Source organism: Mycobacterium sp. ZZG (assembly GCF_054786995.1).
Map to the genome: position 1 here is coordinate 13,601 of NZ_JBTBFV010000027.1, position 12,110 is coordinate 25,710.

Annotated in this window: 6 protein-coding genes; 2 read left to right on the forward strand and 4 right to left on the reverse strand. The window is 66.4% G+C overall.

Annotation, left to right across the window (positions count from 1 at the left end; translation table 11 throughout):
• The first annotated feature begins 126 nt into the window (after positions 1 to 126).
• Positions 127 to 6,033, forward strand: a complete 5,907-nt coding sequence (gene mobF, locus ACXMYJ_RS16185; protein WP_460357682.1) for a MobF family relaxase — start codon at positions 127 to 129, stop codon at positions 6,031 to 6,033.
• Positions 6,034 to 6,055: 22 nt separating this feature from the next.
• Here mobF and ACXMYJ_RS16190 read toward each other — a convergent pair whose 3' ends face one another.
• Complete coding sequence (locus tag ACXMYJ_RS16190; protein ID WP_241479827.1) at positions 6,056 to 6,442, reverse strand: helix-turn-helix domain-containing protein; 387 nt, start codon at positions 6,440 to 6,442, stop codon at positions 6,056 to 6,058.
• 97 nt (positions 6,443 to 6,539) lie between these two features.
• Between ACXMYJ_RS16190 and ACXMYJ_RS16195 the strand changes: the two genes are divergently transcribed.
• Positions 6,540 to 7,967, forward strand: a complete 1,428-nt coding sequence (locus ACXMYJ_RS16195) for a type IV secretory system conjugative DNA transfer family protein (RefSeq protein WP_460357603.1) — start codon at positions 6,540 to 6,542, stop codon at positions 7,965 to 7,967.
• Between the two features lie 72 nt (positions 7,968 to 8,039).
• Here the strand turns inward: ACXMYJ_RS16195 and ACXMYJ_RS16200 are convergent, their stop codons facing one another.
• The 3 genes from ACXMYJ_RS16200 to ACXMYJ_RS16210 form a co-directional block, all read right to left on the reverse strand.
• Positions 8,040 to 9,563 carry an ATP-dependent nuclease gene (locus tag ACXMYJ_RS16200; RefSeq protein ID WP_460357606.1) on the reverse strand — a complete coding sequence of 508 codons (1,524 nt, stop codon included), beginning with the start codon at positions 9,561 to 9,563 and terminating at the stop codon, positions 8,040 to 8,042.
• Between the two features lie 264 nt (positions 9,564 to 9,827).
• The gene (locus ACXMYJ_RS16205; RefSeq protein ID WP_460357609.1) at positions 9,828 to 11,375 is read right to left on the reverse strand and encodes a serine/threonine-protein kinase; all 1,548 of its coding nucleotides are present in this window, start codon (positions 11,373 to 11,375) and stop codon (positions 9,828 to 9,830) included.
• An 84-nt stretch (positions 11,376 to 11,459) separates the two neighbouring features.
• Positions 11,460 to 12,110 (reverse strand): hypothetical protein, encoded by a 651-nt coding sequence (locus tag ACXMYJ_RS16210; protein WP_460357611.1) that lies wholly within the window; start codon positions 12,108 to 12,110, stop codon positions 11,460 to 11,462.

Consider the following 12,110-nt stretch of genomic DNA (forward strand, 5'->3'; position numbering starts at 1 on the left):
AATGAATACGACCCCTGCGCCAGTACCTCGAATCTAAGACTTTTCTAAGAACCCCCGGGATGGTCGTGGTTTTTTCCGCAGGAAACTTCGTACTGTCCGGGCCATGCGGACCCCTGTGTGCGCGTCATGGTGATGACGCTGCACAAGCTGACCGCCGGGGACGGATACCTGTACCTGGTGCGGCAGGTCGCTGCCGCTGACAGCACCGAGCGGGGCCGCTCCACGCTGGCCGACTACTACTCGGCCAAAGGCGAATCGCCCGGTCGGTGGATGGGGCGCGGCCTGGCCGGCCTCTCTGATACTGGCCGCTGCGAAGTCACACCCGCTGTGCGCGAGGAGATTTGGGCTGTTGACGAGGGATCCGGCGTCAGTGAGGCGCAGATGCGCGCCCTCTATGGGGAAGGTCTGCACCCCAACGCCGAGCGCATCGACAGCTACGTCGCCGGCCGAAGCATGGGCACTCAGCATGCGGCCAGCCGCCTTGGGCGCAAGTTTCTGGTCCGCGACGGCGAGCCGGAGTTCGCGCGCCGTTTGGCGGTGGCCTTCCGCGATCACAACGCCGAAACCGGCGCGCATTGGAACGCCACGATCGCTCCCGACATTCGCGCCCAGATCCGCACCCGCGTGGCCCTGGAGCTGTTCGGCGAGGAGTATGGCCGCCCGCCCGCTGATGACCGGGAACTGTCGGGGTTCATCGCGCGTAACACCCGTGCGCGCACGACCGCTGTCGCCGGATATGACCTGACGTTCTCACCGGTGAAATCCGTGTCCGCACTATGGGCCATCGCTCCGCTGCCGGTGGCTGAGCAGATTGAGGCCGCCCACGATGCAGCGGTCGCCGACGTGCTGGAGTGGCTGCAAGATCAAGCCACTTTCACCCGCACCGGCGCTGGCGGAGTCGCCCAGGTCGACACCGAAGGGCTCATCGCCGCAGCGTTCACCCACCGCGATTCTCGTGCCGGTGACCCCGACCTGCACACTCACGTAGCGATCTCGAACAAGGTGTCCCACATCGACGCCAACGGCGTGCGTCGATGGCTCGCCCTGGATGGCCAACCGCTGCACCGTGTGACCGTCGCGGCTTCGGAGTTGTACAACACCCGCCTGGAAGCGCACATGATCGCCACCCTGGGCGTGCCGTTCGTCGAACAGTCCCGTGGACGAGGGAAACGGCCGGTCCGAGAGATCGACGGAATGTCAGCAGAACTGATGTCTCGGTGGTCGAGCCGGCGGGCCGCAATCAAGGCGCGCACCGCCGAGCTGTCCAAGCAGTTTCAGGCCGATCACGGTCGCGAACCGACCAACACCGAAATCATCGCGTTGGCCCAGCAGGCGACGCTCGAATCGCGCGAAGCAAAGCATGAACCGCGCTCGCTGGCCGAGCAGCGCGACGTGTGGCGCACGCAAGCTGTGGAGGTCCTTGGACGCGACGGGCTGCACAGCATGCTGGCCGGTGTCCTGGCCGGCCCCAACCGAACCCGCACCGCACCCGTCATCGACGAAGAATGGGTGGCGTCGCGTGCTGGCGAACTCGTCGCCACGGTGTCAGAAGCCCGCTCCACCTGGCAGCGGCACCACGTGCGCGCCGAGGCGCTGCGCATCGCTCGAAACCACGACGTGGCGCACGATGTCGCACTGGTCGAACGGCTCACCGATACCGCGCTCGGTGACGCCTTTTCGGTACCCCACGCTCGCGTCACCGACGCCGAGTTGAGCGAGCCTGTCGCGCTGCGTCGCCGCGACGGTGCCAGCGTCTACTCCCGCCACGGTGTGGCGCTCTACACCAGTCGCGACACCCTCAATGCCGAGCGGCGCATTCTTGACGCGGTGCAGCGCTGCGACGGACGCGCCACCACCGCCGCCGATGTCGAACTGGCGCTCGCAGATTCGGCCGCGCGAGGACGCACGCTCAACCCCGGCCAGGCGGCCTTGGTATCGGAGATGGCGACCTCCGGACGCCGTGTCGCACTGGCGCTGGCGCCCGCAGGAACCGGCAAAACCACGGCCATGGCGGCGTTGACCCATGCGTGGCGCAGCTCGGGCGGACACCTGATCGGCTTGGCCCCCACCGCCGACGCGGCCATCGTGCTCGGAGAAGACCTGGGCGCGGTCACCGACACGCTCGACAAGTACGTCTGGTCCGCCGACCCGAACAAGGCCGCAATCTCCGGTGTGCCCGACTGGTTCACCCACGTAGGCCCCGACACTCTCATCGTCGTTGACGAGGCCGGCAAGGCCGCCACCGCGGGCCTGGACGCCATGATTGCCGACGCGCTACGTAAAGGCGCGAGCGTACGACTTGTCGGTGACGACGGGCAGCTGTCGTCCATCTCCGCCGGCGGTGTTCTGCGTGACATCGCCGAAGCCACCGACGCGCTCACCTTGAGCGAAGTCGTGCGATTTAAATCCCCCGCCGAAGCCGCCGCCGGGCTCGCGCTGCACGACGCCGACCCGGCCGGCATCGGCTTCTACATCGACCACCATCGCATCCACGTCGGCACCGACGAGACCGCCGCCGACATGGCCTATCAGGCATGGCGGGCCGACCTCGCGGCGGGCGGGGACTCCATCCTGCTCGCCCCGACCAACGACGTCATCAACGAACTCAACGCCCGCGCCCGCGCCGACCGCTTGGCCGCTGATCCCGAGGCTGCCGACGCTGCCAGCGTGATGCTGGCCGATCACCTGCACGCCAGCGTCGGAGACACCATCCGCACCCGCAAAAACAACCGCCGGATCACCATCGGGCGCAACGATTTCGTGCGCAACGGCTACCGCTACACCATCACCGAAGTTCTCACCGATGGCAGCGTAAAAGCACGCCACCTACGCAGCGGACGCATCGTCACGCTGCCCGCCGACTACATCGCCGAACACGTCACGCTGGGCTACGCCGCCACCATTGACTCCGCCCAAGGCCTGACCGCAGGACGGCGCGACACCAAGGGCACCTGCCACATCGTCGGCTCCGACACGCTCACCCGCCAGCACCTCTACGTCGCGATGACGCGCGCCACCGACGAAAACCACCTGTACCTGTCCACTGCCGAAGGCGATCCGCACCGACTGCTCTCCCCCAAGGCCACCCACCCCGACACCGCCGTCGACGTCCTGACCCGCACCCTGGCCCGCGACGGCGCACAGGTGTCAGCCACCACCGAAGCCCGCCGCGCCGAGGACCCGGCGACCCGACTGCAAGCTGCGGCCGACATGTTCTACGACGCCTTGGGTGTCGCGGCCGAAAATCAACTGGGCGCCGGTGCACGGGACAGGCTGGATGCCATCGCCGACGACGTGATCCCCCGGCTCAGCCAGCGCGAAGCCTGGCCGGTGCTACGGCGCAACCTCTCCGTCCTGGCCATCGGTGGCGCCGATCCTCGCCAACTGCTGACCGACGCGTTGGCCAAAGGCAGCGTCGACGACGCCGCCGACCCCGCCGCAGTTCTCGATCACCGCATCGACCCCGCCGGCACCCACTCCGCGAGCATCGGGGTACTGCGCTGGCTTCCCGGCATCCCGCCCGCGCTGGCCAATGAACCGCACTGGGGCGCGTACCTGACCCGCCGCGAACAGCTGGTCGAGGGGTTGGCCGACCAGATCCGCGACCGCGCACGGGCCTGGACCAACGCGACCGCCCCCGCCTGGGCACGCCCCTTGATCACCGTCAATCCGGCGCTGACCGCCGAAATCGCCGTCTTCCGCGCCGCCACGGGCGTCGAGGACACCGACACCCGCCTCACCGGTGCGCGCCAATACCCCGTGCGAACCCGCGACATGCAGGCCACCCTGCAGCGCTACGCCGCCGCCGACATCGGCCGGCGCAGTGCAGACACCACCCGCTGGAACGACCTCATCGACGCCATCGACCCCCGCCTACGCGCCGATGCCTACTGGCCACAACTGGCCGCCCAGCTCGCCCAGGCCACCCGCACCACCCCCGACCTACGCCAGATCATCACCACCGCCGCCCGCCAGGGACCACTGCCCGACGAGCTGCCCGCCGCCGCGCTGTGGTGGCGCATCGCGGGAGCCCTGTCCCCGACCGCGACCCTGGCCACCACGCACTCGCGCCTACGCCCTCCGTGGGTCGCAGATATCGATGTCGTGTTCGGAACGGCGCTGGCTGAAACCATCACCTCAGATCCGGCCTGGCCCGGCCTCGTCGCCGCCATCAGCGCCGCCGACCCGAACACCTGGACCCCACGCGACCTGCTCCATGTCGCGGCCGAACACCTCGCCGACGCCACCGACGCCGACCACCGGATCCCGCCGGGCGACTACGCCCGCCTGATCACCTACACCGTCGACGCCTTCACCCACCGCCTGCAAGCCCGTCTAGGCATCGACGTCGAGGACCTACCCACACCCGAGGACGCTCCGCTCCACCCCGACGAGGAAGCACTCTTTCCGCCCGACCCGGAAAGCCCCTTCGCCGAGCTCGACGAGGCCCCGCCCTTCGACGACTACTTCGACATCGCCCCGCCCGAAGACCTATCTGAATACGCGTCCGATGAATTCGGAGACCTTCAATTCGAAGAACTCACAGCAAACCGCCCCGCACCGGAATTGGGCATCACCATGGAATGGATTACCACCCTGAAAGAGGAATACCGCGACGTCAGCGCCGCCATCAAATCCCTCGACGCAGAAATCCGAGCAGGAAATGGCCCGGCTCTGCGCGGCGCAGCCGACGAGCTGTTAAGAATGCGCCGCCAGGTCGACGCCGACCGACCCTATGCCCACGCAGTGACCGCGGTGATGGAGCAGTGGTCCGACGCCGATGCCGTCTACAACGACAAACTGCGCATGGTCGAGCACGCCCGCACTCAGCTCGCACTCCTGCAGGCCAACCCCGACGCCGACGAACTCGACATTGCCTCTGCCCGACAAGATGTCGCGTTCTACACCGAGCTACTGCCGGACAAGCCGCCCTCGATGCAATTCCAGCAGGCCCTCGCCCAGGCGCAGGCCGCGCGCACCGCGGCCGCCGGCGGACACAAGATCGTCACCGAGCACGACATCGCCAAAGCGCGAGGCGACGCCGAGCGCGCGGACCTGGCCGCCCGCGCGCAGCTGCGCGACCGGCGGCAGGTGCTGCGCCGCGACCTCGAGCGCGCTGAGCGCGACGTCGCGACAGCCTTCGCCGCCGCCCAGACCGCGACCTCCGACACACTCGACCGCTTGCTCGAAACGGCGCGCTCGGAGGTGGCCCTACTCCAAGTCGCCAGCGACGTCGACCCCAGCCGCACGCCCCTCGTCATCCCCGCGGCGGCCTTGGCAGGCCACGAGCCGCACAACGCGGAGCGACTCAAAGCGCTTGCCGCACAGCCTTATCGGATCAGCGTCGTCCGGGCCGACATCACCGACGGCGAAACCGCGGCGTCGCTCTACACACTGCGCAACACCGCTAACGCTAACGACCGCAAGGTGCTGTGGCTCTCGACCACGGACACCGGGGCGGCACCCGCTCGCGACGCGGAGTTGGCCGACACCATCACCACGGTCAGCCACGCGCACCAGCAAGTCAGCGGCCAGCAGTGGGCACTACCACCGGGAGCCATCGTCGTCGTCGATGACCCAGCCGCTGCCGACCCCCACCAGCTCGCAGATATCGCCCGTCACGCCGCCGCGTCCAACGCTCGGGTCATCCTGCTCGACCCGGAAGCCAGCCGCGGCGCAGGCTCCTCAGCGCTGCGGCTGCTCACCCATGCGTTGCCGTGGAGCACCACTCTCACGACGGCGCCGTCCGCACCTGCCGACCCGCTGCTTGACCCGGTGCCGGCGGTCACGTTGGCCGACCGTCTCGGCCGCACCCATCTGGGCGACGAGTGGCGCCAGGTCCTCACCCAGTACGACAACGCCGCGCGCGCCGTTCGAGCGGCTCAGCGCCGTCAGATCGCATTGGGCTGGAACGTGCCGGCCAACACGATCGACGAGCGCGGACAGCAAGCTCTCGATCATGACGAGCGGGGGCAGGCCTTCGATCACGACGAGCGCGTGCAGGCTCTCGATGACGACGACCTAAGCCTCTAAACCAGCTGTCCCCGTGGACCGCTCAATCTTCGGGCAGCAGGTCGTCTGGGAGGAAGTAGGTCGGCGCGACCCCAAAAAGCACCGCCAGCTCGTAGACCAGAGTCACACTCGGTCTGGCCTCACCGTGCACGTAGCGGTACATGTGCGTCTGCGACACGGCCAACTCAGGTGCCTGCTCATGCAGCAGCTGCTGCAACCGTCGTACTGTCAGCTTTCGCGTCCGGCCGGTTTCCAGACTGCGGACAGCCAGCCCGTCCATCAGCTCACGCAGTCGCGCCGCGAAGTAGAGCGTTGCCGGGTGAGGTGTCGGCTGCCCGCCTGCATCGGTGCCGTTCTCCTCGGCCGGAACTAAGGCGCCCAGCGCCCCCGCGCTCTTTTCGCGGACCGCTGTCCCACGATGGCTGCTCATCTGGCGTCACTCCTTCTTGCTGCTTGTCATCCAACTTAGGTGCCAATCCGGCTCTGGTGGTGGACTGGCGCGCACGATCCCCGCGACGATGAACCGCATGAGCAAGCACCCCGAGCCGTACAGCCCCTACTGCGGACTTGTCGTCAACGACAACGAGCAGTACGAAAAGGTTCAGGGCGCTCCACATCTGGCGATCAGCGCACCCACTCGAACCGGTAAGACACGGCGCCTGCTGGCCCCGGCCGCGGTGCTGCACCCCGGCCCGCTCGTCGCCGTCTCCAGTAAGGAGGACCTCGCCGAGCTGGTGTTGATGCGCCGCGGTCTGGGGCCCACCGGCGTCATCGACTTGCGGCCGGAAAAGACCCTCGTCTGGCCCGATGGCGTGCGTTCCATGGTCAGTGACCCCACCATGTCCATCACGTCCGCCGATGAAGCGCTGACCGTCGCGGAAACCATGCTCGCGACCTCCGGTGTGGGGTTCGGCGGTGCGTCAAGCGGACAAACGGTAGCCGCCGGCGGACTGTGGGAGTCCACTGCCAGCCGCCCCTTGGCCTGCCTGCTCTATGCGGCCAGCCCGCAGGGCAACAGCCAGGGCATGCCCTGGGTGCTCGAAGCCGTCGAGAACCTCGGCATCGAGGACGACGAAGAAGGCGGTGCCACCACACAGTTGTCGCTGCACGCCACTCCATCGTGGATGACCGCCGCCGCGCTGTGCCCGCACCCGATGCTGTCCGACCCGATGCAGCGCGTGCTGACCTTCAACAGCCGCATGCGGGACAGTGTGGCGATCACCGTGTCCAAGGCGGTGACGCCGTGGGTGCGTCTCGGGCTGAGCACCACCGAGCATCTGGACCGCCTTAGCGGTGTCGACGAACTCAGCATCGAATCGTTCGATGTCTCGATGCTGGATGACCCTGACGCGAGCTTGTTTGTCATCGCCCCCAACACCGGCACCGTCGCTGGCGCAGCCGTGGCACTTATCGACTCGATCATCCGTCACTTCCGCAAGCGCACGGCCCAGCACCAGCTTGAACACCGGCTGCTGCTCGAACTCGACGAAGTGTGCAACTCCTGCCCGCTGCCGGCGTTACTCAACTACGTCGGTGAGTCCGCCGGTTTGGGCGTCAACATCATGGCCACCGTGCAGGCCTCCAGCCACTTCGACGTTGTGTTTGGCCCGAAGTACGCCGATGCGCTGCGCGACATCTTCCCGGGCACCGTGGTGATGTACGGCGCCCACGAACGCCATCTGCTCGAACAGGCCTCACACTGGCAGGGCCTGGGGACGCGGCGAACTGAGTCGTATGAGCCCAACGGCGGAAGTCGTTCACAGTCCTCACAACTGGGCTCGATCATCGACTGGCAGGAGTTACTCCCCCAGAGTCTCGAAGAGGCCCAGCTGCTGCTGCGCGGCACCGCCGGGCGGCGAGTCCAGATCCCCGACTGGAGTGTCTTCCTCGAAATCTACGACGGAGCGATTGAGACTCGCAGGCGGCGCCAGCGGACGTCAAAGGCGTCGGCGTAGGTAGGAGACACGGGTCGCGTTCAAGTGAGGATTCTGCCCAGTTGAACGAGCGCCGGTGCGGAACCGTCGCGGTTACTCAGACTTGCGGCTGAAGAGTTCGCTGCAAGGGCTCCAGATCGCGGCCACCTTCTCTGGAAAGGTGTTGGCCCAGGTGCTAAGAAAGGCGCGTTGGACTAGGGATTCAGAGAGGAAGTCCAGGTCTTCTCCGATCTGCGCGAAGATGATGTGAATGTCGCGGTTTGTGCGCCGCCGTTCTTCGATCGAGGCACGTACTCTCGACTGCATCGGGGTGTCGAGCTGCAGTGCAATGGTGAGCTTGCCGAGAAGGTTGCCAACGGTGTCGAGGCTGTCGTGAATGTCCTCGAAAACCGCTGCCTCGGGGTGTCCGTCTCCCGGACCATACGTGATGTCGGAACGGCCGGCCTCTGGTGCATCATCTGTGTCTGCTGGGTCCGTGATTTCGCGGGCTTCGTATCCGTCTTGGTCTCGCTTATCTCCGTCAAGCAAGGCGACTGCGCGAAACCGCCGCACCGGGTTCTCGTTGTGAAAGCGCGTGTGATCGCGGGCCGGGGCCGCGCCGCCGAGACTGTGAATCTCGATGCCGGCGAGTTCGTAGTTGTTGGCTTGGCAATAGGCCCGGAGTGTGACCTCAGCGAGCATCGCTGTAAAGCCGTCTTCGGTGAACACCGCCAACTGTGCCTCTACCTGGCCGGTCAATGTGCGGAGCGCGGCGATGTCGAGCTTGCCCTGGGTTACTCGGCCTCGGTAGGTGGACCACACGGCCTCGGTTGGCAGCGGCGCTAGGGCGTCATTGGAGTGGGTGGTGAAGATGACCTGACATGACTTCCGTCGCGCCACGTCAATTAGGTACTCGACAAGGCGGCGAGTCGCGACGGGATGCAGGCCGTTCTCGATCTCTTCAATGAGCAGCAATGAGTCATCCGGGGCTTCTTCGATACGCGAGACGATGCGGATGATGCTTGCCTCGCCCGCGCCGAAGTGGAACTCGCTGTAGCTATCCTCGTCTGCATTGGTGCCGCGGACGGCATAAATCGAGTTCTTACCCTCGACATCCGCGTCAACTTGGAGGTAGTTAGCTGCGGCCTTACCGAGGATGTTCTCCACCGCGGCTACGACGTCCATGGAGAAGGTGACTTCGCGGGCGCCCTCGAAGTCACCCTTGATGAACCGGTAGGTATCTTTCCGCTCACTCGCGGGGAGGGTGCGGCCGATACCCGAGATCACGACGACTCGGTTGACGGCATCGCGGTTCCATTTGGCCTGTAGATAGCTTGCGGTTCGATTGATGGAAGGTGAACCCTGCCGACCCTTGTCGATGAGTTCGTACTCGATCTTCCAGCCACGCATCGAGCCGTCGTAGGTGCCGCTCTTGGCGAAGAATCGCCGAGGCGGCACCGAGTCGTAGATCAGCCCCGCTGCTCCGAGGATGGTGGTCTTCCCCGCTCCGTTGGGGCCGATGAGCGCGGTGACAGGAAAGTCGAAGCGGACCTCGACATCGGTGAATCCTCGCAATTTCACCAGACGCATGCCCGTCAGGTACTTCGTGTAGTTCCGCTTGCGCACGCGCTCTGACAAGTTCTGAATCGTGCTGTCGCGAATCTCTGACCTCAACACGTCCCCCTCGACTAACCGCAAGCGATGCGGTCGGAGTGGTTAGACATACCACATCTAGCGAAACGAGATGGCCGACCGGGCAACCAACGAGACGGTATGCACCGCCAGTGCGGTTGGTTTCATGTGCGACGAGCCAGTCGTCGATTTTCAGACGTCTTTACACATGTACTCATCACCTGGGACTGGCAAGATCCGTAGTCTCAAGGTCCGTTATAAATAAGCAGTTTAAGAGTGCGATGACCACCAGGCGTAGAGCCCTTCTAGGGTGGCCCCGGGCGTCTCGGCTCGAACAACACTGAGCAACAGTTCGTCGTCCTCGGTCCAGACCACGACAGGCTGGTTGGCCTGTAGCCCGCAGAAGACCGTGCCGCGCACCACCGTGGGACTGTCGTTGCGCCGCCATGGCCCCGGCGACTGAATGTTGGGCGGACAAATCCGGGGAGTGGACCGATTCACGGTGTCGGTGAAAGACGCTTGCAGAGCGGCGGCATCCCCGCTGAGCGTGTAGGTCGACGTGGTAGGGCCGCCAGGATCGGTGTTGGGGCCGCACGACATAGCCGCGGTCACGTCCGCGTCAGTCGGCGCAGGTGTACACCTGCCGGGCGGATAACCCGGCGGAAGCAGCTCAGCAAGCGCCGCCGCCGGGGCAGTCGCTGATGACGTGGCCGTGTCCGACGTCGCTGGGGACGCCGCCTCCGACGCATCCGATCCCGTCCAGCGCGAAATCAGAATCGTCCACAGCACAGCGGCGATCGTGACTACCACGACGACGATTGACCACAGGATGACCAGCGGACGCTGCACGCGAGGCTTGCGTGGCGTAGGCGTCACCCGTATTGCTTCGTCGAAGCTTCTCGCCAGTTCAGGTCTGTTGGGCTGCAATCGATTCGATGGTGAGGCGGGCCGGGCCACCGGCAGCACGGGGCGCTCGGTGAGCGAGCCCGCGGCCGCCGCCGCGGCCGCGGCGAACTCGCGTGCCGAGGTGAAACGGTCGGCCGGATTCTTGGCCAGCGCCCTGGCCATGACCACATCCAATTGGCGGGTCGCCTCTGGCAGATGATCGGAGATCCGGGGCGGGGGCTGGTGCAGGTGCGCGAGCGCCAGAGCGGTTGTTCCCTCAGCGTTGTAAAACGGCTGCTTGCCGGTCAGCAGCCGGAACAGCGTGCAGGCCAGTGAGTAGATATCGGCTCGGCCGTCGATCGCGTCGCCGGTGATGACCTCAGGAGCGGCATAGGCCAATGTCACTGCCAGCGTTGAGTCGTCGCTGCCATCGTCTGGGCCACCTGCTGCTCTCGCCACCCCGAAATCACTGAGCAGCACCTGCTCATCGTCGGGCGACCCGTGAGCGAGCAGCACGTTCCCCGGTTTGACGTCGTGATGAACCACGTTGCGCTGGTGGGCGTAGTCCAGTGCCTTGGCGACCTCACCGGCGATGCGGACAGCGCGTGCAGCGGTCATCGTCCCGGCCTGCAGCGCTGCCTCCGCATCGGTGCCGGCGACGTACTGCATCGCGATCCACAGCTGGCCGTTCTCGGCTTCGCCGCGATTATGGATCGACACGATGTTCGGGTGGTCCAGCAGCGAGGCAATATCGGCTTCGCGCACGAACCGCTCACGGAAGGCCTCGTCACCGGAGAGGTCGGCGCTGAGCACCTTGAGCGCGTCGCGCCGCGGCAAGGTCGGATTCTTCGCCACGTACACCGTTCCCGTGGCACCGGTGGCCAGGACCTGCTCAATCCGATACCCCGCCACCAGGGAGCCCACCGCAAACATAGACACAGCATCGCCTACTGATGGGGTGGCCCGGCCGGTGAGGCGGGGCGTGTCCGGTGCGGCCTTCCCAATCATCTGTGGACCTCAGCGCCTTCTGTGAGGCCCGAACAGTGCGTGCAAACGCGCTCGCGCCCCGCGTTTGGGCGCGCCGGAGGCCTCGCGTGACCGGTCCGGCTCGAATCTCACGTGTGCTGACTGAGCCGGCTCGCCGTCAGAGCCGGTGGTCAGCGATTCGGCGACGCGGTGCCCCTGGGCGGTCAGCGAGTCGACAAGCTGTTCATGCAGCCGATCGGCAGCGAAGCCCCACCAATCGTTCACTGCGGCCAAGACTCTGCTGTGTTCCGGCGAGGTGGGCCGGGCCGGTGGCGGGCTGTCGGTCTCCGGCATCCATCTGCCGATGTCTGCCAGCCAGGACTGCCACTGGTGGGTCAGCTCCACCAAGGCCTGATCGAGGCCAGGTTGGTTCCCCACATGGTGAAGCGCCTGGACGAAGGCTGCGCCGGGCAGCCCGTCGACATCGGGCCCGGCCTGGGCGCACGTGCGGGCGAAAGCGGCCACCGCGCGGGTCACGGCGAGCTGGGCGTTGAAATCGGCGCGCAATGACTCCACCGGCGCGCCGGCGTGACGCTCGGCGGCTTCGCCGACCTCCCGGTGCAGCTGATCACTAATGACCGTCCACCGTTGGTAGGCGTCCTCGACGGCCCTCAGCGCGGCAACTTCCGCATCGCGTGCCAC

Excerpts from the sequence above, each read along its gene's own strand:
- mobF (WP_460357682.1), top strand. The coding sequence starts at position 127 with ATGGTGATGACGCTGCACAAGCTGACCGCCGGGGACGGATACCTGTAC.
- ACXMYJ_RS16190 (WP_241479827.1), bottom strand. The coding sequence starts at position 6,442 with ATGAGCAGCCATCGTGGGACAGCGGTCCGCGAAAAGAGCGCGGGGGCG.
- ACXMYJ_RS16195 (WP_460357603.1), top strand. The coding sequence starts at position 6,540 with ATGAGCAAGCACCCCGAGCCGTACAGCCCCTACTGCGGACTTGTCGTC.
- ACXMYJ_RS16205 (WP_460357609.1), bottom strand. The coding sequence starts at position 11,375 with ATGTTTGCGGTGGGCTCCCTGGTGGCGGGGTATCGGATTGAGCAGGTC.